The 23,987-nt window shown below is 71.6% G+C and carries 25 protein-coding genes; 7 read left to right on the top strand and 18 right to left on the bottom strand.

From position 1 onward, the window contains the following. The first annotated feature begins 84 nt into the window (after positions 1–84). Positions 85–918 carry an SLATT domain-containing protein gene (locus tag P3G67_RS20005; protein WP_269858656.1) on the top strand — a complete coding sequence of 278 codons (834 nt, stop codon included), beginning with the start codon at positions 85–87 and terminating at the stop codon, positions 916–918. 36 nt (positions 919–954) lie between these two features. Here P3G67_RS20005 and P3G67_RS20000 read toward each other — a convergent pair whose 3' ends face one another. Both P3G67_RS20000 and P3G67_RS19995 read right to left on the bottom strand, forming a co-directional pair. Further along, entirely contained in the window at positions 955–1,605 is a 651-nt protein-coding gene (locus P3G67_RS20000; protein WP_269858655.1) for a hypothetical protein, read from the bottom strand. Between the two features lie 113 nt (positions 1,606–1,718). Further along, positions 1,719–2,408, bottom strand: a complete 690-nt coding sequence (locus P3G67_RS19995; RefSeq protein WP_276094658.1) for a GntR family transcriptional regulator — start codon at positions 2,406–2,408, stop codon at positions 1,719–1,721. Between the two features lie 164 nt (positions 2,409–2,572). Here P3G67_RS19995 and P3G67_RS19990 point away from each other — a divergent pair, with 164 nt between their 5' ends. Next, entirely contained in the window at positions 2,573–2,854 is a 282-nt protein-coding gene (locus P3G67_RS19990; RefSeq protein ID WP_276094657.1) for a hypothetical protein, read from the top strand. A 21-nt stretch (positions 2,855–2,875) separates the two neighbouring features. Here the strand turns inward: P3G67_RS19990 and P3G67_RS19985 are convergent, their stop codons facing one another. Beyond that, positions 2,876–4,228: an aspartate aminotransferase family protein gene (locus P3G67_RS19985; RefSeq protein ID WP_276094656.1), complete on the bottom strand. Its 1,353-nt coding sequence runs from the start codon at positions 4,226–4,228 to the stop codon at positions 2,876–2,878. A 116-nt stretch (positions 4,229–4,344) separates the two neighbouring features. Further along, complete coding sequence (locus P3G67_RS19980; protein WP_276094655.1) at positions 4,345–5,628, bottom strand: adenylosuccinate synthase; 1,284 nt, start codon at positions 5,626–5,628, stop codon at positions 4,345–4,347. Between the two features lie 137 nt (positions 5,629–5,765). On the opposite strand from P3G67_RS19980, the gene P3G67_RS19975 reads away from it, so the two are divergent. Next, complete coding sequence (locus tag P3G67_RS19975; protein ID WP_276094654.1) at positions 5,766–6,569, top strand: diacylglycerol kinase; 804 nt, start codon at positions 5,766–5,768, stop codon at positions 6,567–6,569. A 102-nt stretch (positions 6,570–6,671) separates the two neighbouring features. On the opposite strand, the gene P3G67_RS19970 is transcribed toward P3G67_RS19975, so the two are convergent. Continuing rightward, the gene (locus P3G67_RS19970; RefSeq protein ID WP_276094653.1) at positions 6,672–7,148 is read right to left on the bottom strand and encodes a GbsR/MarR family transcriptional regulator; all 477 of its coding nucleotides are present in this window, start codon (positions 7,146–7,148) and stop codon (positions 6,672–6,674) included. Between the two features lie 61 nt (positions 7,149–7,209). Here P3G67_RS19970 and P3G67_RS19965 point away from each other — a divergent pair, with 61 nt between their 5' ends. Together P3G67_RS19965 and P3G67_RS19960 are read left to right on the top strand one after the other, a co-directional pair. After that, positions 7,210–8,106 carry an ABC transporter ATP-binding protein gene (locus tag P3G67_RS19965; protein ID WP_276094652.1) on the top strand — a complete coding sequence of 299 codons (897 nt, stop codon included), beginning with the start codon at positions 7,210–7,212 and terminating at the stop codon, positions 8,104–8,106. After that, a complete protein-coding gene (locus tag P3G67_RS19960) occupies positions 8,103–9,695 on the top strand; it encodes an ABC transporter permease (protein ID WP_276094651.1) in 1,593 nt (530 codons plus the stop codon). Before P3G67_RS19965 ends, P3G67_RS19960 begins: the two co-directional genes overlap by 4 nt. Before the next feature lie 4 nt (positions 9,696–9,699). Here the strand turns inward: P3G67_RS19960 and P3G67_RS19955 are convergent, their stop codons facing one another. From P3G67_RS19955 to P3G67_RS19900, 12 genes are all read right to left on the bottom strand, one after another. After that, on the bottom strand, positions 9,700–10,899 hold the full coding sequence (locus P3G67_RS19955; RefSeq protein ID WP_276094650.1) for a cytochrome P450: 1,200 nt from the start codon (positions 10,897–10,899) through the stop codon (positions 9,700–9,702). A 29-nt stretch (positions 10,900–10,928) separates the two neighbouring features. Then, positions 10,929–11,639, bottom strand: coding sequence for an alpha/beta hydrolase family protein (locus P3G67_RS19950; RefSeq protein WP_276094649.1), 711 nt, complete (start codon positions 11,637–11,639; stop codon positions 10,929–10,931). Beyond that, positions 11,636–12,850, bottom strand: coding sequence for a kynureninase (kynU, locus tag P3G67_RS19945; protein WP_276094648.1), 1,215 nt, complete (start codon positions 12,848–12,850; stop codon positions 11,636–11,638). Before kynU ends, P3G67_RS19950 begins: the two co-directional genes overlap by 4 nt. Next, entirely contained in the window at positions 12,843–13,685 is an 843-nt protein-coding gene (locus P3G67_RS19940; protein ID WP_276094647.1) for a tryptophan 2,3-dioxygenase family protein, read from the bottom strand. The genes kynU and P3G67_RS19940 overlap by 8 nt, the downstream gene beginning before the upstream one ends. 188 nt (positions 13,686–13,873) lie before the next feature. Further along, complete coding sequence (locus P3G67_RS19935) at positions 13,874–14,287, bottom strand: DUF3151 domain-containing protein (protein WP_276094646.1); 414 nt, start codon at positions 14,285–14,287, stop codon at positions 13,874–13,876. Positions 14,288–14,398: 111 nt separating this feature from the next. Further along, complete coding sequence (gene fbaA / locus P3G67_RS19930; protein ID WP_269858641.1) at positions 14,399–15,421, bottom strand: class II fructose-bisphosphate aldolase; 1,023 nt, start codon at positions 15,419–15,421, stop codon at positions 14,399–14,401. A gap of 185 nt (positions 15,422–15,606) precedes the next feature. Then, positions 15,607–16,152: an orotate phosphoribosyltransferase gene (gene pyrE / locus P3G67_RS19925; protein WP_269858640.1), complete on the bottom strand. Its 546-nt coding sequence runs from the start codon at positions 16,150–16,152 to the stop codon at positions 15,607–15,609. Between the two features lie 4 nt (positions 16,153–16,156). Then, positions 16,157–16,960: an aldose epimerase family protein gene (locus P3G67_RS19920; RefSeq protein ID WP_276094645.1), complete on the bottom strand. Its 804-nt coding sequence runs from the start codon at positions 16,958–16,960 to the stop codon at positions 16,157–16,159. Between the two features lie 20 nt (positions 16,961–16,980). Further along, positions 16,981–17,841 carry a CoxG family protein gene (locus P3G67_RS19915; protein ID WP_276094644.1) on the bottom strand — a complete coding sequence of 287 codons (861 nt, stop codon included), beginning with the start codon at positions 17,839–17,841 and terminating at the stop codon, positions 16,981–16,983. A gap of 131 nt (positions 17,842–17,972) precedes the next feature. Continuing rightward, entirely contained in the window at positions 17,973–19,499 is a 1,527-nt protein-coding gene (locus P3G67_RS19910; RefSeq protein WP_276094643.1) for a polyamine aminopropyltransferase, read from the bottom strand. A 131-nt stretch (positions 19,500–19,630) separates the two neighbouring features. Next, positions 19,631–20,182, bottom strand: a complete 552-nt coding sequence (locus P3G67_RS19905; protein WP_269858636.1) for a DUF2617 family protein — start codon at positions 20,180–20,182, stop codon at positions 19,631–19,633. Between the two features lie 307 nt (positions 20,183–20,489). Continuing rightward, positions 20,490–20,651, bottom strand: coding sequence for a hypothetical protein (locus P3G67_RS19900; protein WP_276094642.1), 162 nt, complete (start codon positions 20,649–20,651; stop codon positions 20,490–20,492). 140 nt (positions 20,652–20,791) lie between these two features. Here P3G67_RS19900 and P3G67_RS19895 point away from each other — a divergent pair, with 140 nt between their 5' ends. Then, entirely contained in the window at positions 20,792–21,961 is a 1,170-nt protein-coding gene (locus P3G67_RS19895) for a pyridoxal phosphate-dependent aminotransferase (RefSeq protein ID WP_276094641.1), read from the top strand. Positions 21,962–22,262: 301 nt separating this feature from the next. Then, positions 22,263–23,354: a glycosyltransferase family 39 protein gene (locus P3G67_RS19890; RefSeq protein ID WP_276094640.1), complete on the top strand. Its 1,092-nt coding sequence runs from the start codon at positions 22,263–22,265 to the stop codon at positions 23,352–23,354. A 79-nt stretch (positions 23,355–23,433) separates the two neighbouring features. Here P3G67_RS19890 and P3G67_RS19885 read toward each other — a convergent pair whose 3' ends face one another. Beyond that, complete coding sequence (locus tag P3G67_RS19885; protein ID WP_269858632.1) at positions 23,434–23,970, bottom strand: type III secretion system chaperone family protein; 537 nt, start codon at positions 23,968–23,970, stop codon at positions 23,434–23,436. Positions 23,971–23,987 lie beyond the last annotated feature (17 nt).

The raw sequence follows: 23,987 nt of genomic DNA, 5'->3' as shown, positions 1-23,987 counted from the left end.
CGTCGATCGTGCCCCCGTGGTCAGCCGTTCGGCGGTAAGAAGGGGATTTCGGCGGGACGACGCGAGTGCGAGGGAGTTCTACGGGTGAGCCAACCGGACAAGCACCCCGAGGGGACCCCTCAGGAGGGGAACGGCCCGGGGCGCGGCCTGTGGCCGCTGGGCCGGGCGGGTGGCGACGCGGCACCGTCCGGTCGGCCGCCCGTGGGGCGGGTGGACGGCACTCCCCGGCGCGGCGGTCCACCGCAGGGGGATCTGCGCGGCGTCCCGTTCCCGCTCGGTGACTGGGGCGACCCGGCGCGCCGCCTCGGCGAGCTGTACCGCTGGGCTGAGGACAGCGCGCTGCGCACCGCCGACTGGTACCTGGCGGACCGGGTGTGGAAGCGCCGCTGGGCCCGCGCGCTGCGGATCGCCACGGTGCTCGGGGTGGCCACCGGACTGGCGCTGCCGCTGGTGCAGTTGACGCACACCGCGAGCGACCTGGCGGCCTGGGGCTACCTGGGGCTGCTGGCCGCCGCGGTCTGCGTGGGCGTCGACCGGTGGTTCGGCCTGACCTCTGGGTGGATGCGCGACGTGGCGACCGCGCAGGCGGTGCAACGGCGACTGGAGAAGCTGCGGTTCGACTGGGCGTCGGAGAGCGTACGCGAGGTGCTCGGCCCCACGGAGGGCACCGCGAGCGAGGCCGCCGAGCGGTGCCTGGCGGTGCTGCGCGGGTTCAGCGAGGACGTCTCGGAGCTGGTGCGTGGCGAGACCGCCGAGTGGATGGTGGAGTTCGGCGCAGGAACCGCGCCGCTGCGCACCCAGGCCCTGGTGTCCTGGCGGCGCGGCGAGGGCGGGCAGCAGCTCGGGCGGTTTCCGCTGCCGCCCGGAAACCGCCCCAACATGCCCCGGCAGCGCCCACCGGAGGGTCCTGGGAGGTAAGGGTTCTCCTCGCAGGCCCCCGGACCGCACCGCCGCTCAGCTGAACATGATCATCGAGCCCTGGGCCAGGCTGCGGGTCGCCGCCGCGTGCAGCCCCAGCCAGACGTGCCGCTCCCGGGCGAACGGATGGTCCTCGTACGGGATCTGTGCGGCCGGTTCGTCGAGCGCCGTCGGCCGCTCCGGTGGGGCCGGCGCCAGCGGCGGGTTGGCCGGGTCGACGCCGATCGCCGGTGCCACCGACTCCAGTTCGCGCAGCAGCCCATGGCTGGACCCCAACGGCCCACCGCCCGCGAGGAGTTCGTCGTTCACCACCGGTGCGGGAAAGTCCAGCGGTACGTACGCGCCCGCGTGGTCGTAGTGCCAGACCAGGTGCGACTGCTGCGCCGCGGACTCGAACATCTCCAGCAACTGCTCGTAGTCTCCGCCGAGTTCACCGACCGGCGTCACCTCAAGCCCGCACAGCATCAGCATGTGGGCGCGGCGCAGGAAGTGCAGGGCCGCGTAGTCGAACCCGGCGACCGGGGCGACGTCCCCCGACAGTCCGGGCATGTAGCCGTGGATCGGCACCGGCGGCAGGCCCGCCTCACCAAGTGCCTTGTTGTACGCGCCGATCTCTTCCGCGAACGGGTTTTCCGGGCTGTGACACAGCACATCGACCAGGGGGACCAACCATAGGTCGCAGGCCACGGGCGCTCCAGGAGGTGGTAGGAGGCAGGATCGCCAGCGTAACCGCAGCTCGGCGTCGCGTCAGGGGTACGTGACGGACCCGTGCCGTACGTCAGGGGGGCGTCAGCCGGCAGTCAGCGGCCGTCGCCGTGCCGCTCGACGAGTCGCCGCATCAGGGAGAGCGAGTGCTCGTTGTACGCCTCCACTATGCGGCGCGCGCCCTGCGTGTCGCCGTCCCGGATGGCGTCCGCCAGTGCGACGTGCTCGGTCCAGCACACTCCCGCCAGATCCGGTTCGCGACGCAGCAGAGGAACCGCGAACACCCACGACTGCACCCGCAGCCGGTCCAGGAACTCACACACGTGCGTGTTGGCGGTGAGCACCGCCAACTCCCGCCAGAAGCGCAGGTCGCAGCCGATCAGTACGTCCAGCGCACCCGCCCGGGCGGCGCTCGCGGCGGCCTCCGCGCGGCGGCGCACCGACGCCATGCCCTCGTCGGGCAGCAGCAGCGGGCCGTGCGCGGCCAGCCGGCGGAATATCCCCTCGCTCACCAGCGTGCGGGCCTCGACCAGGCCGCGGTAGTCGTCGTGGGTGAACTGCCGCACCTGGAAGCCGCGGTGGTGTTCGACGTCCAGCAGGCCCTGCGCCGCGAGGTCGACCAGCGCCTCGCGCACCGGGGTGGCCGAGACGCCGTACAGGTCGGCGATCTCCTTGACGGTGAAGTGGCGTCCGGCGGCCAGCCGTCCGGTGAGGACCTCGTCGCGCAGCGCGTCGGCGATCTGCTGGCGCAGACTGCTGCGCCGAACCGGCGTGCTGCCCGGCATGCCGCCTCCTCGCTCCTGGGCCCCGGGGGCCTGATGTGCCCGGGACAAGATATGCGAGGCGGCTACCCGGGCCGACGGCCGGTACTCCGCCACGTGACCAGCGCCACCACCCGTTCGGCCCGCGGGGCGGGTGCGCGGCGCCGCGCGGCCGGACGATGGGCTACGTGCGGACGCTGATGACGATCCAGATCGAGGCCGAGGCGGGGAGCCGGGCGCTGGAGTCCGGGACGCTGCGCGAGACGCTGCGGCGCTTGGCCGAGCGGGTGCGGCCGGAGGCGGCGTACGCGTTCTACGCGGACGGGGTACGGACGGTTCTGCTGGTCTTCGACCTCCGCGACGCGACGCAGCTGCCCGCGGTGACGGAACCGCTGTTCCGCGAACTCCAGGCTCGGGTCAACGTCTGTCCGGCGATGCCCCTGGGGGACCTGCTGGCCTCCTGGCACTGATGCCGCGGCGAACGGGCGGGATCATCGCGGGTCCACGACGGACAGCGCCGCGTCCAGGACGGCGAGCCCCTCCTTGGCCTCCGCCTCGGAGACGTTGCACGGCGGCACCGCATGCGTCCGGTTCATGTTCACGAACGGCCACAGCCCACCCCGCTTGCACGCGGCGGCGAACTCCGCCATGGGGGCGGCGTCCGCGCCGGAGGCGTTGTAGGGCACGAGCGGCTCCCTGGTCGACCGGTCCTTGACCAGTTCCAGCGCCCAGAAGACACCCATCCCCCGCACCTCCCCCACGCACTCGTGCCGCGCGGCGAGCTCCCGCAGGCCGGGCCCGAGCACCCGCTCGCCGATCTCGGCGGCGTTCTCCACGATCCGCTCCTCCCGCATCGCGTTGATCGTCGCGATGGCCGAGGCACAGGCCAGCGGATGGCCGGAGTAGGTGAGTCCGCCCGGGTACGGGCGGTGGGCGAAGGTCTCCGCGATCCGCTCGGAGATCGCCACCCCGCCGAGCGGCACGTAACCGGAGTTGACGCCCTTGGCGAAGGTCATCAGGTCCGGGACGACCCCCCAGTGGTCCGCGGCGAACCACTTGCCGGTGCGCCCGAAGCCCGCCATCACCTCGTCGAGGACGAAGACGATCCCGTACCGGTCGCAGATCTCCCGTACCCCCGCCAGATAGCCGGGCGGCGGGACCATGATCCCGGCGGTGCCGGGGACCGTCTCCAGGATGATCGCGGCGATGGTCTGCGGGCCCTCGAAGGCGATCAGTTCCTCAAGGTGCTTCAGCGCCCGCTCGCACTCCTGCGCCTCGGTGTCGGCGTGGAACTGCGAGCGGTACAGGAACGGCCCCCAGAAGTGCACCACCCCGGCCGAGCCGGTGTCGGACGCCCAGCGGCGCGGGTCACCGGTGAGGTTGATCGCCGCCGCGGTCGCCCCGTGGTACGACCGGTAGGTCGACAGCACCTTGTGCCGCCCGGTGTGCAGCCGGGCCATCCGCACCGCGTTCTCCACCGCCTCGGCGCCGCCGTTGGTGAAGAAGATCTTGTTCAGGTCGCCCGGGGTCAGCTCGGCGATCAGCCGCGCCGCCTCGGACCGTACGTCGATCGCGAACGCGGGCGCGAAGGTGGCCAGCTTCCCGGCCTGTTCCTGGATGGCGGCGACCACCTTGGGGTGCTGGTGCCCGATGTTGGTGTTCACCAGCTGGGAGGAGAAGTCCAGGTAGCGGTTGCCCTCGTAGTCCCAGAAGTAGGAGCCGTCGGCCCCGGCCACCGCCAGCGGGTCGATGACCGCCTGCGCGGACCAGGAGTGGAAGACATGCGCACGGTCCGCGGCCTTGACGGCAGCGCCGCGCTCGGGATCTGCGAGAGGGGCTGTCATGCCGCCCAGCGTAAGGAGCCGCGACCGCACGCCGAAATGCTCAGCCTGTATGGCTTCGGCCACTGCCGTCGACATGTTGTCAACGGCAGTGGCCGAAGCGGTGCCAGGCCGGTGCCTCAGATGAACGAGTTGATCTCGATCGTCTCGTCCCGGCCCGGGCCCACGCCGATCGCGGAGATCGGGGCGCCGGACATGTCCTCCAGGGCCTTCACATACGCCTTGGCGTTCTTCGGCAGGTCGTCGAAGGTCTTCGCCTTGGTGATGTCCTCGTTCCAGCCGGGCAGCGTCTCGTAGACCGGCTTGGCGTGGTGGAAGTCGGTCTGGCTGTACGGGAGTTCCTCGACGCGCCTGCCGTCGATCTCGTACGCCACGCAGACCGGGATCTCCTCCCAGCCGGTGAGCACGTCGAGCTTGGTGAGGAAGAAGTCGGTGAGCCCGTTGACCCGGGTGGCGTACCGGGCGATCACCGCGTCGAACCAGCCGCAGCGGCGGTCACGGCCGGTGGTGACGCCCCGCTCGCCGCCGATGGTGCGCAGCTTCTCGCCGTCCTCGTCGAACAGTTCGGTCGGGAACGGACCCGCGCCGACCCGGGTGGTGTACGCCTTGAGGATGCCGATGCTGCGCGAGATGCGGGTCGGGCCGATACCGGAACCGGTGCAGGCACCGCCGGCCGTCGGGTTGGAGGAGGTCACGAAGGGGTACGTGCCGTGGTCCACGTCGAGCAGCGTGCCCTGGCCGCCCTCGAGCAGCACGACCTTGTCCTCGTCCAGCGCCTGGTTCAGCACCAGGGTGGTGTCGGCGACGTAGTCGCGGATCTGCTCCGCGTAGCCCAGGTACTCCTCGACCACCTTGTCGGCGGAGATGGCCCGGCGGTTGAAGATCTTGACCAGGATCTGGTTCTTGTCGTTCAGCGCGGCCTCGACCTTCTGCCGCAGGATCGACTCGTCGAACAGGTCCTGCACCCGGATGCCGACCCGGTTGATCTTGTCGGCGTAGGCCGGGCCGATGCCGCGGCCGGTGGTACCGATCTTGCGCTTGCCCAGGAAGCGCTCGGTGACCTTGTCCAGGGTCTGGTGGTACGGGGTGATCAGATGGGCGTTTCCGCTGATCAGGAGCTTGGAGGTGTCGACACCACGCGCTTGGAGTCCACTCAGCTCAGAAAGCAGGACCGCCGGGTCGACGACGACTCCGTTGCCGATGACGGGGGTGCACCCCGGGGAGAGGATCCCGGATGGGAGCAGGTGCAGCGCGTACTTCTGGTCGCCGACGACCACCGTGTGACCGGCGTTGTTGCCGCCCTGGTAGCGGACCACGTAGTCAACCGAGCCACCGAGCAGGTCGGTGGCCTTTCCCTTGCCCTCGTCACCCCACTGAGCACCGAGCAGCACAAGTGCGGGCACAGGCGTACACCCCTTCCGGGCGGGGCATGTCCAACGTGCGTAAGAGCCGTCGAACCGGTGCCCCGGAATAGACGAAGCCCCTGGCGCAAAGGCGCAAGGGGCTCTTGCACCGAGATTTTACCTGAGGAAGGACGAAGGTGTCGGCTCAAGCCTCGGCCGGGCTTCCGCTGCTGGTGGTCATCGACCCCGCGGCCCGCACATTGGACGGTGAATCGGTGCGCATCGCGAAGGACGTCCTGCGGGCGGGCGCGTCGTCGCTGAAGGTCTGTCTTCCGGACAGCGGCGAGGAACTGCGCCGGGCGCTGGTGCACCGCGGTCGCCGCCGTCCGGTGGTGATCGGCGACGATCACGCGCTGCTGCGCACGGTGCGACTGCTGCATCTGGAGGGCGCGCTGGGCGAGGCGGCGCTGTCGATGGTGCCGGTCGGTCAGCGCTCCGAACTGGCGCTGTCCCGACGGCTGGGTGTGCCGGCGTCCACGGTGGCGGCGGCCCGCGCGGCGCTGGACGGCGCGGTGCGCGACCTCGACCTGCTGCTCGACGAGAGCGGCGGGATCGTGCTGGGTACGCTGCGGATCCCGTCCTGGCCCGCCCCGCCGCCCCGGCGCAACTGGCTTGAGCGCGGCGCCCGTTCGCTGCTGCGCACCCTGACCGGCGGCCCCGGCCAGTCGCCGGGGCACCGGCTGCGGGTGGAGGCGGACGGGGTGCTGCTGGCCGACCTGGACCGCCCGGTGCACGAGGTGTCGGTGCGCTCCCCGACCGGGGGTCTGGCGGACGTCTACGTGCAGCAGACCAGCGGCCGCCCGCTGCGGGTGCGCGCCCAGGCGGTGACGATCTCCGGCCGGGACTTCCGCTACCACGCCGACGAGTCGCTGACCGGCCCGGTGCGCACCAGGACCTGGACGGTACAGGCCGACGCCTGGCGGCTGACGGTTCCCCGTTAGCCGCCGGGGGATCACGCGGTCGGGGTTGCGGTTCGTTCGACGCCGCCGGTCTCCGCCGCCGTGGTCGGACGAACCGCGATCCGCCAAGAACCGCCGGAGTCCCTAGCGGCCCGAGCGTTCCGCGCGCCAGCGCTCCATCGTTTTGGTCCACTCCCGTTGCAGGAAGGCGAAGAAGTCGGCGGTCTCGGCGATCCGCTCCCCCGCCGGGGTCCTGCCGCCGACCGCATCGACGCCGGAGGCCAGGGTGCTCTCCAGCCGGGTGAGGAAGCGGTCGCGACGGGTGAACGTCTCGTACCACTGGTCGCTGTGCAGCCGGTACCGCTCGCGCCGTGAGCCGGGTTCCCGCTCCCGGCTGATCAGGCCGACCTGCGCGAGGTAGCGCACCGCGCCGGAGACGGCGGCCGGGCTGACCTTGAGCCGTTCGCCGACTTCCGCGGAGGTCAGCGCACCGTCGTCGGCGACCAGCAGGGCGGCGAACACCCGGGCGGGCATCCGCTGCATGCCCGCCTCCACGAGTTCGGAGGCGAATCGTTCCACGAACCGGTCGACGGCTTCTTCGTCCCGTTGCTGGTCTGCCATGGCGATCACTATACGATTCTCTAACTTCACAACTTTCTGAAACCAGCGTAGCTTCGAAACCATGAACTCGGCAATCGAGGTGACCGGCCTGCACAAGGCGTTCGGCCGCACCCAGGCGCTGGACGGGCTCGACCTGACCGTCGCACGCGGTGAGGTCCACGGCTTCCTGGGGCCGAACGGCGCCGGGAAGTCCACCGCCATCCGGCTGCTGCTCGGCCTGCTGCGCGCCGACCGGGGCCAGGCGCGGCTGCTCGACGGCGACCCCTGGCGCGACGCGGTACGGCTGCACGCGCGGCTGGCGTACGTCCCCGGAGACGTCACCCTGTGGCGCAACCTGTCCGGCGGCGAGGTCATCGACCTGCTCGGCCGACTGCGCGACGGCCTGGACCAGCACCGCAAGCAGGAGCTGCTGCGCCGCTTCGAACTCGATCCCACGAAGAAGGGCCGCGCCTACTCCAAGGGCAACCGGCAGAAGGTCGCCCTCGTCGCGGCGTTCGCCTCCGACGCGGAGCTGCTCATCCTCGACGAACCGACGTCAGGGCTCGACCCGTTGATGGAGGAGGTCTTCCGCGAGTGCGTGCGCGAGGAGCGCGACCGGGGCCGCACCGTCCTGCTCTCCAGTCACATCCTCAGCGAGGTCGAGGCCCTGTGCGACCGGGTCAGCATCATCCGCAGGGGCCGCACCGTGGAGACCGGCACCCTCGCCGAGCTGCGGCACCTGACCCGCACCTCCATCACCGCCGAACTCGCCGGTCCGCCCAACGGACTCGCGCGTCTGCCCGGCGTCCATGACCTCGACGTCCACGGCGAGCGCGTCGCGTTGCAGGTCGACACCGACCAACTCGACGCCGTACTACGGCAGATCACCTCGGTCGGCGTCCGCGCCCTCAACTGCACCCCGCCCACGCTCGACGAGCTCTTCCTGCGCCACTACCGGAGCGAGACGGCGGCCCGATGAACGACCTCACCGGCACCCGCGCCCTGGTCCGGCTGGCACTGCGGCGCGACCGGATCATGATCCCGGCCTGGGTGCTCCCGCTCGGCCTGCTGGCCATCGCGATGCGGTCCGCCATCAGCGGCCTGTACCCCACCCAGGCCAGCCGCACCTCACTCGCCGCCAGCATGGCCGCCAACGGCTCGCTGCGCGCGCTCTACGGCCCCGTCTACGACACCGGCATCGGCGGGCTCACCGCCTGGCGCATGGGGTCGACAGGCCCTGCGCTGGCCGGGCTGATGGCACTGCTGCTGGTGGTGCGGCACACCCGCGAGGAAGAGGAGGACGGGCGGCTGGAGTTGCTCGGCGCGGGCGCCATCGGACGGCGGGCGCCCCTGGCCGCCGCACTGCTCACCGGCTTCGGCACCTCACTCGCCCTCGCCGCCATCGTCACCCTCGGCCTGCTGCCCCAAGGCGCCACCGGAGCACTGGCGTTCGGGCTCGCGTTCGGCGGCGCGGGCTGCTGCTACGCGGCCGTCGCCGCGGTCACCGCACAGCTCACCGAGAGCGCACGGGCCGCCAAGGGCATCGCGGGCGCCCTGCTGGGCGTCGGCTATCTGCTGCGCGCCACCGGCGACGCCGCCGGTCCCGGCGGTCCCGGCTGGGCCGCCTGGCTCTCCCCGCTGGGCTGGGCGGAGCGGCTGCGCCCGTACGCGGGCGAGCGGTGGTGGGTGCTCGGACTGTTCGCCGGTGCGGTGCCGGCCCTGGTCGCGCTGGCGCACGCGCTGGTCGCCCGGCGGGACCTGGACGCCGGACTGCTGCCGTCCCGGCCGGGTCCCGAGGGCGCCGGGCGGCGGCTGACCGGTGTGTTCGGGCTGGCCTGGCGGCTGCAACGCGGGGCACTGTGCGGCTGGTTGTCCGGCTACGCCGTCGCGGGCCTGGTGCTGGGGGCGATCACCAAGGGCGCGGTGTCCCTGGGCAACGGCAACAAGTCCGTCGCCGACGAGCTGAACAGCCTGGGCGGCACGCACAACCTGGTGGACTCCTTCCTGGCCACCATGGTCAGCTTCCTGGGCATGCTCGCCGCCGTCTACGCCGTCCAGGCGGTGCTGCGGCTGCGCGGCGAGGAGACCGGCGGGCGGGCGGAACCGGTGCTCGCCGCGGCGGTCGGCCGGATCCGCTGGGCCGCCGCGCAGCTGCTGGTCGCCGCGGCCGGATCCGCCGCGCTGCTGGCCGTCGGCGGGCTGGCGCTGGGCGTCGGCTACGGGGCGGCGGTCGGCGACGTGGGCGGCCAACTGCCGCGGATGGCCGGGGCCGGGCTGGTCCAGCTGCCCGCGGTGCTGTTCGTCGCCGCCGTCGCGGTGCTGATCCTCGGCGCGGTACCGAGACTGGCCCTGGCCGGCTGGACCGTGGTTTCGCTGACGCTCACCCTCGGGCTGTACGGGCCGCTGCTGAGGCTCAGCCGGTGGGCGCTCGACCTGTCCGCCTTCACGCACCTGCCGAGGGTGCCGTCCGCGCCGGTGGCCGCGGCGCCACTGGTGTGGCTCACCGCGCTGGCCGCGGTGCTGACGGCGGCCGGGCTCGCCGCCCTGCGCCGCCGCGACATCGGGTGACGGGTCAGACCTCGACCAGCAGCTCGCGCAGCCCCCGGATGACGTAGCCCGGCTGCCACTCCGGTTCGCGCACCAGCCGCAGGCCCGGCGCCGAACGCAGCAACGCCCCGAAGGACGCGGCGAGTTCGATGCGGGCCAGCGGTGCGCCCAGGCAGTAGTGGATGCCCGCGCCGAACGCCAGATGCGGGTTGTCGGCGCGGGCCAGGTCCAGCCGGTCCGGGTCGGCGAAGCGGACCGGGTCCCGGTGCGCCGAGCCGAACAGCAACGCGACCTCGCTGCCGCGCGGGATGGTGGTGCCGCCGATCTCGATGTCGTCCAGCACCCAGCGCTCGAACAACTGCAACGGGGTGTCGTACCGCAGCAGCTCCTCGATGGCGGTGGGCAGCAACCCCGGTTCGGCACGCAGCAGTTCGAGCTGGTCGGGGTGGCGCAGCAGCGTCCACCAGCCGTTGGCGGTGGTGTTGACGGTAGCCTCATGGCCCGCGTTCAGCAGCAGCACACAGGTGGAGACCATCTCCTGCTCGGAGAGCCGGTCCCCCTCGTCGTACGCGGCGATCAGCGCGCTGATCAGGTCGTCACCCGGGGCGGTCCGCCGCGCGGCGATCAACTCCCGCAGATAGGCGGAGAATTCCAGGCTGGCACGGACAGCGGCGGTGGCCGTGGCGTCGTCCGGGTTCAGCTCGTACATGCCGCAGATCGCCGCCGACCAGGGACGCAGCAGCCCCCGGTCGGCGGGCGGTATGCCCAGCATCTCGGCGATGACGGCGACCGGCAGCGGCTCGGCCACCCCGGCCAGCAGGTCGCCGCCGCCGTCGGCGCACAGGGCGTCCACGAGTTCCGCGGCGAGCTTGTCGATGGTGGGGGTCAGACGGCGCACCGTCGCCGGGGTGAAGGCCTTGGCGACCAACCGCCGGATCCGGGTGTGGTCCGGGGCCTCAAGGTCGAGCAACCCGTTGCCGTTGAGCGTGTGGAACGGTTCGTGTGCGGCGGGCGGCGGGGTGCGGCCGAACTCCTCGTGCGTGAAGCGGTGCAGGTACGTCCGCCCCAGGCGACGGTCCCGCAGGGCGGCGCTGACGTCCGCGTAGTGCGGGACCAGCCACTGGCGTGTCGGCTCGTACCAGATCGCTCTCCCCCGCTCCCGCAGCCGCCGGTAGGCGGGGTACGGGTCGGCGATGAACTCGGGCGACCGGGGGTCGAAATCCATGCGGGCTCCTTCCATCGGGGGGCTCGCCCCTAAGCCACCTCGGCCAGGGCCGCCAGCAGCCGCGGAAAGGCCGGGGACCCCGGGATCAGCGGCGCGTAGTGGCCGACGCCCGCCAGTTCGTGCAGCACCGCGCCGGAGGCACCCGAGTACCGGCGTGAGACCTCGACGGGAACGTCGCGGTCCGCCGTACCGTGCAACAGCACCGTCGGAGCGGTGAGCGGCAGCAGCCGCATCGGGTCGACGGACGCCAACTCGCCTTCGGCGCCCAGGAGTTCGTCCACCGCCCCTCCGCTGAGCCGCGACTCCCGCGCGTATCCGAGGTCCGCAACCGGCGACACCGCCACCACCGCGCTCGCCCCGCCCCGCGCGGCGGCCCACAGGGCGAGCTGACCGCCCGCCGAGTGGCCCAACAGCACCTGCGGCGCGCCGTCCCACGCGGTCTCGACCGCCTGGGACACGTCGTCGAACGTCGCGGGCCAGCCACCGCCCCCGCCGACCCGGCGGTACTCGGCCAGCGCCACCGCATAGCCGTGCCGCGCCAACTCAGCGGCCAGCGGCGACAGATGGGCGCGGTCGTACGCCTCCCGCCAGAAGCCGCCGTGCAGCACGGTCAGCCGCCGCCCGCCACCCGGCCCGTAGTAGTCGATGACCTGCGAGGGATGCGGCCCGTACCGCAGGCTCCGCTCCGCCGGGGCGGGCGGCAGCGCCAGCAGCGCCGCCTCCTCGTCCGGCGGCGTCACCGCAGCACGTCCGCGAGGGTGCGCGCGGCGCGCAGCGCGTCCACGTACCGCGTGTACAGCGGGGTGAAACCGAACCGCAGCACATCGGGGCGCCGGTAGTCGCCCACCACACCCCGTTCGATCAGCGCCGCCATCACCTCGCCCGCGCGCTCGCAGCGCAGCGACACCTGGCTGCCGCGCAGCGCGTGTTCGGCGGGCGTGATCGACTCGACCAGGCCGTCCGGCACGAGCGCGGCGACGCACTCCAGGAAGAAGTCGCTCAGCGCCAGGCTCTTGCGCCGCACCTCCTCGATCGCCACCCCGTCCCACGCCTCAAGTGCCGCCTCCAGCGCGAGCATCGACAGGATCTCCGGCGTACCCACCCTGCCGCGCGGCGCACCGTCCGCCGGTTCGTAGTCGGGTCGCATGCCGAACGGGTCGGTGTGCGAGTTCCAGCCGGGCAGCGGGGAGTCGAACCGCGGTTGCAGCTCCCGCCGGATGTAGAGGTAGGCCGGCGCGCCCGGCCCGCCGTTGAGGTACTTGTACGTGCAGCCGACGGCCAGGTCCACCCCGTCCGCGTCCAGCCGCACCGGCAGCGCCCCGGCGCTGTGGCACAGGTCCCACACCACCAGCGCGCCCGCGGCGTGCGCGGCGGCGGTGGTGCCGGGCAGGTCGTGCAGCCGCCCGGTGCGGTAGTCGACGTGGTTGACCAGCGCCACGGCGGTACGCGGCCCGATCTCGGCCGCCATGTCGACGGCGCGGACCGGGCGCACCGTACGGCCGGTCATCCGCGCCGCCGACGCGGCGATGTAGCCGTCGGTGGGGAAGGTGGCCGCGTCGACCAGCACCTCGTCCCGGTCCTGTGGTGCCATCCGCACCGCGCCGACCAGCGCCTTGAAGACGTTCACGCTGGTGGAGTCGCCGACCACCACCTGGCCCGGCGCGGCACCGATCAGCGGGGCGATCCGGTCGCCGACCCGCTCGGGCGCGGTCCACCAGCCGCTCTCGTCCCAGGAGCGGATGCGCAGCCGCCCCCACTCGCGCTCCACCACGTCCTGGAGCCTGGCGGCCACGCCGTGCGGCAGCGCGCCGAGCGAGTTGCCGTCCAGGTACACGCCCGCGTCGCCGGCCGCCTGATCAGATGGGGCCTCAAGGGCGAACCGCTCGCGGATCTTGGCCAGTTGGTCATCGGCGTCCAGCCGTTCAGCACGGCTAAGCAGTGCGTCAGACATGGCTTCTGGCCGTCCACAGCTCGGGGAAGACGTTCTTGCGGGCACGTTTCTCCAGCCAGGCCACGCCCGCGGAACCGCCGGTGCCCGGCTTGGCGCCCATCGCGCGGCGGGTGGCCACCAGGTGGTCGTTGCGCCAGCGCCACACCAGTTCGGCGACCTCGGTCAGCGCCTCGCCGAGCCGCGCCTCCGGGCTGTCCTGCGGTCCCGCGTAGATCCGCTGCCAGACCCGTTCCACCGCCGGGTCCGCCTCGTAGCGCTGCGCGACGTCGCGGTCGAGCGCCGCGGCCGGGACCGGGTGGCCGCGGCGGGCCAGGAAGCCCAGCACCTCGTCGTACAGGCTCGGTTCCTGTAGCGCCTTCTCCAGTTCGGCGTGCGCCCGCGAGGCACCGCGGTGCGGGACGAGCATCGAGCTGGACTTCTCACCGAGCAGGAACTCAAGGCGCCGGTACATCGCCGACTGGAACCCGGATCCCTCGCCCAGCGCGCTGCGGTACGAGTTGAACTGAACGGGCGTGAGATGGGCCAGCGGCTTCCAGGACGCGTTCAGCGACTCCAGCTCATAGGTGCTGCGCCGCAGCGCCGCGAGGGCGGTCGGCAGGTCGTCCTGGCGCAGCGCCTCGGCGGCGGTCTGCCATTCGTGGACGATGACGGTGAACCACAGCTCCATCACCTGGGTGGTCACCAGGAAGACCATCTCGCCCGGGTCGTCGGAGAGCGGGTGCTGCAGATGGGTGAGGACGTCGGCCTGTACGTAGTCGTCGTAGGGGGTGGTGCCCTCGAAGTCGAGGTTGGGTGTCTGCGCCCCCGCTTCGTCGGAGTCGGGGTGGTGGGACATCGCTGTCTCCTTGCTTGCGCCACCGGGTAGCGGTCTGCTCCTTCCCGATCGGCGTCGGAGCCCCGGTCCCCTCGGACCCGCGCACACGATCGACGTGCCGCCCGGCCCATGCGCATCATGCGGGCAGTGACCGGGATACGGCAAGACCTGCCTGGCGGCGGGGCCAGACAGGTCTTGGCGTACGGGGTTCAGCTCAGCGTGTCAGCTGCCGTCGGGGACGAGTCGCGCAGGAAGGCGGCGCAGCGCTCGTGCTCCTCGTTCTCGCCGATCGCCTGTGCGGCGCGGCCGAGGGCGTGCAGGGAGCGCAGGAAGCCGCGGTTGGGCTCGTGCTCCCAGGGCACCGGCCCATGGCCCTTCCAGCCGTTGCGGCGCAGTGCGTCCAGGCCGCGGTGGTATCCGGTACGGGCGTAGGCGTACGACTCCACCACCCGGCCGGCCTCGAAGGCGTCATCGGCGAGCTGTGCCCAGGCCAGCGAGGAGGAGGGGTACTTCGCGGCGACGTCCGCCGGCGAGGTGCCCGAGGCGAGCAGCTCACGCGGCTCCGGATCGTCGGGCAGATGGGTCGGGGGCGGCCCCCCGAGCAGGTTCTCATGAATGGCCATACCCCCAGTCTGCCCGCTCCCCGACCGCGGGCGGCCGGGGAGATGGGGGTTTCGGCGTCCGGGGCGCGGGCCCCGAGGGATTCGGGGGGCCGCGGCCCCCCGAACCGGGCCTTACTTCAGCTTGTTGCCCGCGGAGCGGAGGTTCTGCGCGGCGACGCCGACACGCGCCGCCATGCCCTCCTCAGCCGCCTTGCCCCAGGTGCGCGGGTCATAGGCCTTCTTGTTGCCGACCTCGCCGTCGACCTTCAGCACACCGTCGTAGTTCTTGAACATGTGCCCCGCGACCGGCCGCGTGAACGCGTACTGCGTGTCGGTGTCGATGTTCATCTTCACCACGCCGTTCTCCAGCGCCTCGTTGATCTCCTCGATCGTCGAGCCGGAGCCGCCGTGGAAGACGAAGTCGAACGGGTTGGGCTTGCCGTACTTCTCGCCCACCGCGACCTGAAGCTCCTTCAGGATCGACGGCCGCAGCACGACGTTGCCCGGCTTGTACACACCGTGCACGTTGCCGAACGACGCGGCCAGCAGGTACCGGCCCTTCTCACCCAGGCCGAGCGCCTCGGCGGTACGGATGCCGTCCGAGACGGACGTGTACAGCTCGTCGTTGATCTCGTGCGAGATGCCGTCCTCCTCGCCGCCGGTCGGGGTGATCTCGACCTCAAGGACGATCTTCGCCTTGGCGGCCTCGGCGAGCAGTTCCTGCGCGATGGCGAGGTTGTCGTTCAGGTTCTCCGCCGAGCCGTCCCACATGTGGGACTGGAACAGCGGGTTGAGGCCCTTGGCCACCCGCTCCTGGGAGATGGCCAGCAGCGGACGGACGTAGCCGTCCAGCTTGTCCTTCGGGCAGTGGTCGGTGTGCAGCGCCACGTTGACCGGGTACTTCTCCGCGACAATGTGCGCGAACTCGGCCAGCGCCACCGCGCCGGTCACCATGTCCTTCTTGTACTGGCCGCCCAGGAACTCCGCGCCACCGGTGGAGATCTGGATGATGCCGTCGCTCTCCGCCTCGGCGAGGCCGCGCAGCGCGGCGTGCAGCGTCTGCGACGAGGTCACGTTGATGGCCGGGTAGGCGAACTTGCCTGCCTTCGCCCGGTCGAGCATCTGGTTGTAGACCTCGGGGGTTGCGATGGGCATGTGTCCGCTCCTTGGGGGTCCGCGGGTCTCGTACAGACGTGGCTACGTCATCGTCGCCCTCATCTTCGCAGACTCCCGCTCAACCTCCATACGGCAGCTATCACACTTACGCGTGAGCGGTGGCCGTTTCACGTGAAACAGCCACCGCTTCCCGATAAGCGCAGGTCAGGAGCGTGCGCCAGCGATCAATCCAGGCCGAGGTCGGCCAGGCTGTACGCCTGGAAGTACGGCAGCCCGGTCTCCGCGATGGCCGGGGCCGCACCGCGCTCCACGATCACCGCGACACCGACGACCTCGGCGCCCTCCTCGCGCAGCGCCTCGACCGCGGTCAGCACCGAACCGCCGGTGGTCGAGGTGTCCTCGACCGCCAGCACCCGGCGGCCCTTGACGTCCGGACCCTCCACCCGGCGCTGGAGCCCGTGCGCCTTGCCGGTCTTGCGGACCACGAACGCGTCCAGCCTGCGCCCGCGCGCCGCGGCGGCGTGCAGCATCGAGGCGGCGACCGGGTCGGCGCCGAGGGTCAGCCCGCCCACCGCGTCGTAGTCGAGGTCGGCGGTCAGGTCCAGCATCACCTGGCCGACCAGCGGCGCCGCCTCGCCGTCGAGGGTGATCCGGCGCAGATCGACGTAGTAGTCGGCCTCCTTGCCGGAGGAGAGGGTCACCTTGCCGTGCACCACGGCCTTGTCCTTGATCTGCTGCAGCAGGGCGTCACGGGCGTCAGTCATGCCCATGAGACTAGCCGAGCCGCTCCCACGCCCAGACCGTCGTGATCTCCAGCGGATCGATCGGGGTGACCAGCCGCGGATGGGTGTTGAGGCCGTTCGGCGGCCCCGACTGCGGCTCGACGCAGATGGCCTCCGGCTGCTCGTCGTAGACCACCACCCACTCGGCGGGGCTGGTCACCTTGACCCTCAGCTGGCCCGGCCAGGTGAGGGTCACATCGACGCCGTCCGGCATGCCGAAGCAGTCGTCCCACGGGCCCGGCTGGGGGTCGATCCGGCGGCCGGTCGGCAGGTGGTCGTCGCCGCGCTCCTCCTGCCAGGCGGGCGCGAAGTCGATGGTGGCGTCCTGGCCGCCCGCGCCGAGATTGCGCAGGAACCACGGGTGCCAGCCTGCCTGTGCCGGAAAGGACACCTCGGCGGTCTCCACTCCAAGGGTGAGCCGCAGTTCGTTCTCGGTGAGCTCGAAGACCTGTGTCACGCGGCCCTCGTACGGCCAGGGGTCGGTGAGGTCGTAGTAGAACGAGGCGGTGCGCTCCCCCTGTGTGGACTGCGTCCACGTCGCATGGCGTCCAGTGCCGTGGATGGCGTGCGGGGCGGCGTCGATGGGCAGTTGGTGGGTCACGCCGCCGTTGCGGAACCGCCCGTTATCGGTGCGGCCGCACCACGGGACCATGACGAACGAGCCGTAGCGCGGGCCCTGCCGCAGCAGTTCGGTACCGCCGACGCGCAGGCCGCTGATGCCGCAGCCGGCGTCCGGCCGCACGGTCAGTTCGACGTCTCCGGCCGTGAGCCGGACCGGTTCTGGTGTCTGGTGCATGCCCTCGAATCTAGGGCCTGTCAGCGGCGGCGGCGCAGCACCCGGCCGACCACCACGGCCGAGGCGAGCAGCGCGGCGGCGGCCGGTGCGGCCCAGCGCAGGGTGTCGCCGGTCGAGCTGGTGGTCGGCGCGGCCACCGGGGCGTAACGGCCGCGCGGCGGCGCGTGGTCGACCTCCTCCGCACTGCGGCCGATCATGGTGCGGCGCGCGTGCGCGGCCTCGGCGGGCACGTCGGCGCGTGGATGCGGGTCGTCCTCCAGACCGGCGGGGGTCTCCGGTACGTCGACCTCGACCAGCTCCAACTCCTCACCCTCCTCGGAGAGTTCGGGCAGCTCGGAGAGCTCCACGTCCTCGGCGTCGTCCATGTCGTCCATGTCGACATCGCCCGGCAGCAGCACGCCCTGCGCGGACGCCTCCTGCGCGGGCGGGGCGAACTCGGCGGGGGGTTCGGCTTCCAGATCCGTTGTGAGGTCGGAAACGAAACGATCCAGCAGACGGCGACCGGCGGCTTCCACGGTCGGCTGGTCGTACTCGGTGAGTCGGCCCTCGGCCTGCACGGCGCCGGAGAAGCCGAGCCGGGTGCCGCGGCCTTCCGGGTCGAGCCCGATGACCAGCGCCAGTTTCACCGTGCCACCGCCGCGGGCTTCGGCGCCCTCGCCCTCGATCTCGAAGCCGCCGTCACAGGCGGCGATCCGCAGGCTGCCGCGGTACGTGATGGTGGAGCCGCCGATGCGCAGCCGCAGCCGTCCCGCGAGCCCGCCGGGCACGGCGGCGGCCGCGTCGCGCTGTAGTGCGGAGACGCACCGGGCGACCCTGTCGGGCTCGCTCAGTGCCCGCCGCACGGTCTCGACCGGGAATGGGACGTACGACTCGTGCTCCATACCGCCGGAGCCTACCGGGACGCCGCGTTCATGGGCAGCGTCCCGGGTTCTGCCCCGGGGTCACGGGGCGGCGGCCGCGCGCCGCCGCGGCGGGAAGTCGTTGCCGTCTCAACCGCCGCGCTGGAGGCAGGTCAGTCTCCGTACCGGGGTCGCATCAGCGTGGACGGGGAGGAAGGGGTTGGCGGGCGGGAAATCGCGGCCAGGCGGACGGCGGCGCGCAGGGTGGCCGGGGTCAGGGACCGCAGGGGCGGGGCGTCTGCCGACAGGTGGGCGGCGACCGGATCACGGGCGGCCAGCAGGAAGCACCAGGGCGTGGCGCCCGCCGGGACCCAGTAGTCCGTGGTGCGCAGACCCGCGGAGCGAGCCGTCGCGTCGACCGTCCAGAACCGCTGCGGGCGGCCCGCGTGCACCGCGAGACGCCCGCCGGGGGCCAGATCCGCCGCCGCCAGTCCGAAGAACTCCTGCGAATACAGCTTGGCGCTACGGGAGATGCCCGGGTCCGGCAGATCCTCGATCACCACGTCGTACGTGCCGGGCCGGCGCCGCTCCCACAGCCAGTCGAAGGCGTCCGCGGTCACCACCCGGACCCGCGGGTCAGCGAAGGAGTGACGGTTCAGCGCGCTCAGGCCGGGGTCACCGCGCGCCAGGTCCACCAGTTGCGGGTCCACCTCCACCAGCGTCACCGCCGCCACATCCGGGTACCGCAGCACCTCGCGCAGCGCCAGCCCGTCGCCGCCGCCGAGGATCAGCACCCGCCGGTGCGGCCCGGCCATCGCGGGGTGGACCAGCGCCTCGTGGTACCGGTACTCGTCGCGCCCGGAGGCCGACAGCCGCCCGTCGAGGAAGAGGCGCAGCGGACGCCCCGCGGGCGAGCCGGTGAGCACCACCTCCTGTACGTCCGTGCGCACCGCCAGCCGTACGTCGCCCCCGTAGACCGCCTGCCGCGCGGCCCGCTCGAACGGCCCCGCGAACACCGCGGCGGTCGCCAGCACCACCAGCACCGCGATGTTCACCCCCATCAGCCAGCCGCGTGCCCGTCCGCTCAGATCACGCCGGAACAACCCGAGCACCGTCGCCGCGCCAGCCCCCGCGTTCACCGCCCCGGTCAGCAGCACGCCCGTCACCTGCCCCAGGAACGGCAGCAGGACGAACGGAAAGGCCAACCCCCCGACCAGCGCGCCCACGTAGTCCGCGGCGAACAGCTCGGCCACCGCGCCGCCCGCGTCCTGCCGTCTGATCCGCTGGATGAGCGTCATCAGCAAGGGCACCTCGGCGCCTATCAGCAGCCCGATCGCGAAGGCGAACACCGTGAGAGCCGAACTGGACTGCCCGAGCCAGGCGAAACTCGCGTAGAGCGCCATCGCGGACAGCCCGCCGATCAGCGCCAGCAGCGACTCGATGAGCGCGAAGCCGACCGCGGCCCGGCACCGGATGGTCTTGGCCAGCAGCGAGCCGATCCCCATCGCGAAGACCATCACGGAGAGCACGACGGACGCCTGGGTGACCGAGTCGCCCACCAAGTACGAGGCGAGCGCGACGAGTTCGAGTTCGTAGACGAGTCCACAGGCGGCGCAGACGAAGACCGAGCCAAGCACCAGCGCACGCCCGAGGCTGACCGAGACCGGCAACCGGGCAAAGGACGGGGGCACGTCGATCATGAGTGCACGCTACGTCACTCTGCGCGTCGCCCCGGTCACCCACAGGGGTGCAATCGGCAGTTGCCGACGGCGCGTTGACGGTCGGCCGCACCACCGGTCGCGCCCCGCGCAACGCCCGGCCGCGGAACCGTTCACCGCAACCCCGTCACCCGTGACCTCGTGGTCACCAGCCGCCCCTCCGTCGGGTAGGCGTGCCAGGTGCGCCAGTGCACCTCGCCGCCGCCGTCCGGGTCGCGCTGCACCAGCATCGCGGTGAAGGCGTTGGGGTCGCCGGGGAAGCGCCCGGCGAGCCCGTGCGGATGGTCGGCGACCAGCGCCAGCAGCTCCTGGGCACGGCCCGCGAACGAGCCGCGGGAGAGCGTCTCCACGCGCGCCGCGAACTCGTACTCCCAGTCCCCGATGCGCTCCGCGACGCCCAGCGGCAGCGGCGTCCTGCTGCCCGGCATACAGGCCACGGTCTCCGAGCAACCGCCGTTCGAAGCGTTCAGCAGCACCTGGTGGGAGGCGCCAAGCAGCCGCATCTGCACCTGAATTCGGCAATTGCCCGCGGTACGCGAAGGACGCGGCCCCAAGTCGAGTTCCAGGTTGACGACGGCGAGCGCGGGCAGCGGTTCCTTGCCGAGCCGCCAGGCGAGATCCCCGGCGCGGGTGTCGATATAGGCGGTTTGAAGGGTCCTGAGCATGGGTCGGCTCCGCAAGCACGCGAGGGTCACGCAGGGGCTGGTGGGCCGGCCCGTCCCCTGGCTCCCTCGCGGGGACGCGCGGGAGGGCATGTGGAGGACCGGCCCAGGGGGACGTCCACCGGTTCGTGTCCACGGGGGTCCGGGAATCAATACGGAATCATGAATTTCGTAGCGCGCGTAGCGGTTTTACCCATCCAAGTGCGGTTTACATCCCCACGGGCACGTACCTGTTCAGGTGTTCACCACATCCGCTCCAGCCGCATATGCGAAGCGGCAAGCGCCACGCGCAGTTGTGCTCGCCCGGCCGCTACCGCTCCTCTGACGCCCCGTCGGCAGACCCCCCGCGCGCCTCCGTGCGCCCCCGGCGGGACGCCGCGCCGTCGAGATCCGGCCGGGTGGCCGACGCTATGGCCGCGACCACCATGAACGCGATGCACGCACAGATGACCAGTCCCACCAGGTAGGGCATGTCGCCCACCTCACCTTCCCCAACTCCCCCGAACTCCCCCGAAACGAGGCGCTTCGATCCGTGCTCCGGGTCATGCCCGCGACGGCGCGCCGGTAATGGGGAGTTGAGGAAGTCCAGAGGTTCGCCGGAGGATAGCTGGCATGACTCGGCCTCTGCTCAATCGGCGCCTCGACGGTTTCGGCACGACGATCTTCGCGGAGATGTCCGCGCTCGCCGCCCGCACCGGGTCCATCAACCTCGGCCAGGGCTTCCCCGACACCGACGGCCCCGAGGAGGTGCGCGAGGCCGCGGTACGGGCGCTACGGGACGGCCGCGGCAACCAGTACCCGCCGGGTCCGGGCATCCCGGAGCTGCGCACCGCCATCGCCGACCACCAACGCGACCGGTACGGGCTGGAGTTCGACCCGGACACCGAGGTGCTGGTGACCGCGGGCGCGACGGAGGCGATCGCCGCCTCGCTGCTCGCCCTGGTCGAGCCGGGCGACGAGGTGATAGCCCTGGAGCCGTACTACGACTCGTACGCCGCCTGCATCGCGATGGCGGGCGGCACCCGGGTGCCGGTCACGCTGCGTCCCGAGGGGTCGAGGTTCATGCTGGACCTGGACGAGCTGCGTGCCGCGGTCACCGACCGCACCCGGCTGATCCTTCTCAACACGCCGCACAACCCCACCGGCACCGTACTGACCCGCGACGAGCTGGCCGCCGTCGCCGAGCTGGCGGTGGAACGCGATCTTCTGGTGATCACCGACGAGGTGTACGAACACCTGGTCTTCGACGGCGAACACCTGCCACTGAGCACATTCAGAGGAATGCGCAACCGAACTGTGACCATCAGTTCCGCGGGCAAGACGTTTTCGTTCACCGGCTGGAAGGTGGGCTGGGTCACCGCTTCACACGATCTGGTGAACGCAGTGCGAACAGCGAAGCAATTCCTCACGTACGTCTCGGCCGGCCCGTTCCAATACGCGGTGGCCGAGGCGCTGCGGCTGCCGACCAGCTATTTTCTCGATCTTGCCGCCGACCTGCGGACCAAACGGGACCTGCTGGTGGGAGGTCTGCGGGAGGCCGGCTTCGGGGTCTTCCGCCCGGCCGGCACGTACTTCGTGACCACCGACATTCGCCCACTCGGCGCAACCGACGGATTCGACTTCTGCCGCTCCTTGCCGGAACGTTGCGGGGTGGTCGCGATCCCCAACGCGGTGTTCTACGACGCGAAGGAAAGGGGAACTCCCTACGTACGCTTCGCGTTCTGCAAGCGAACAGAGGTGCTCAACGATGCGATCTCGCGTCTGAAGCAGCTACGCTCCTGAGGCAACCCATCCTGACTTTCGATCGTCTTTCACCCGTGGGGGTGGATTGCTGCGCTACTCGGCACGACGGACCCGTACAACCCGACAATGCGCGCAAGGCAAGAACAGAGTCATTCAGGCTTGTCGTCAAGTACGGTGCCGATGAACGGACGCCCCGGGAGGAGCGGAACAGGTGTATACGGCCGAGCCGGTCTCGACCCCTCCTCGTGCTGCGGCGGGGGGAACCACCGCCCCGAGACCCGAGGTCCGCTCCCGCCTTGAGCGGGCGAGGGCCTCACTGCGGCGCGCGGCACCCGCGCTCATGGTGTACGCGGCGGTGCGGGCCACCGGCCTGCTGTTCCTGTCCGCGTACGCCTGGTACGCGGGCCAGCATCCGCGCAGCATCCTGGGCCTCGCCTGGGACGCGCGCTGGTACTTCCGGGTGGCCGAGTACGGCTACGGCACCCTGATCCCGTCCGCCACCCAGCACACGATCCTCTACAACGACCTGGCGTTCTTCCCGCTGTATCCGATGACCGTGCGGGTGGTCTCGCACATCATCCCGATCGGCGTGATCAACGTGGCGATCCTGGTCGCCTGGATCGCCACGCTGCTGTCGGTGTGGGCGATCTACCTGATCGGCGCCCGGCTCTACAGCCGCCGCGTCGGCATCGCCCTGGTGCTGCTCTACGGCCTGCTGCCGCACGCGATCATCCAGACCATGGCGTACACCGAGCCGGTGATGACCGCGCTGGCCGCCTGGTCGCTGTACGCCGTGCTGACCCGCCGCTGGCTCTACGCGGGCACGCTGGCCGCCCTGGCGGGCTGCACGCGGCCCAACGGCGTGGCGGTGGCCGCCGCGGTGGTGGCGGGCGTGGCCATGGACTACTGGCGGCGGCGCCGGGCGGGCAAGCCGATCGACTGGCGGGCCTGGATCGGCGCGGCGATCGCGCCGCTCGGCTGGTTCGGCTACGTGCTGTGGGTCGGCTGGCAGACCGGGGACATCAAGGGGTACTTCAAGGTCCAGGCGCGCTGGGGTTCGCGGTTCGACTTCGGCTGGAGCGCGCTGCGGTTCTTCAAGCACCTGGTGACCGGCACCGACTACTTCGCGTACTACGTCGCCGCGGCCATCGTGGCCGCCGCGGTGATCCTGCTGGCGCTGTGCATCACCGACCGGATCCCGGTGGCGCTGCTGGCGTACTGCGGGGTGCTGATGCTGATCGGTATCGGCGGCGCGGGCTTCTTCCAGTGCAAGCCGCGGTTCCTGATGCCCGCGTTCCCGCTGCTGATCCCGGCCGCGATCGCGCTCGCCAGGGCCAGGCCGCGCACCGCCTGGGTGGCGGTCATCTCACTGGCCGGGTTCTCGTTCTTCTACGGAACGTATCTGCTCACCATCGCGCCACTGGCGCTGTGAACGGGCTCTGAACGAAACGGACGCCGCGGCGGGGATCTCCTCCCCACCGCGGCGTCGGCGTTTCAACGAGGTGTCGGGATCAGTCCTCGTCGCCGTCGTCACCGTCGGACTCGGCGTCCTTCTCCAGCCCGAGCTGCTCGGTGACCCACTTGTCGAAGTCGACCGAGGCGCGCACCCAGCTCACCGTGGACGACACGAAGTGCTCCAGGCCGACGCCGAGCCCCAGCAGCATCTGGGCCTCGCCGATCAGCCGCACCGAGCCGTCGTCGTGGGTGTGCGAGTAGACCTTCGGCCACAGCGTCTGCCGGTTCCAGCCGTCGGCGATCTCCAGCAGCTTGTTCTTGTCCTCGATGGAGTAGGCGCGGTCGTAGAAGGTGCGGACCGCGAAGACCTCCTGCTCCCCCTCACCGCGGAACATGAAGTACGTACGGAAGTCCTCCCACGGCGCGGCGAGGTCTCCCTCCTCGTCCACCACGTACTTCAGCTCCATCTGGTCCAGCAGCTGCTTGACCAGGTCCTGGTTCGGCCGGATCACGCCTCCTCCCGGGGGCCCGGCCGGGGGCTGGTCGGACGGGCCTTGGCCGAAGTTCGGGATGGAGGACGGGTCGATGCTCACCGTGTGGTTCCCTTCGC

This window comes from Streptomyces silvisoli, from assembly GCF_029269905.1.
Classification (GTDB): Bacteria; Actinomycetota; Actinomycetes; order Streptomycetales; family Streptomycetaceae; genus Streptantibioticus_A; species Streptantibioticus_A silvisoli_A.
Note: the sequence above shows the minus strand (reverse complement) of the source record. Positions and strands in the feature narration are given on the sequence as shown.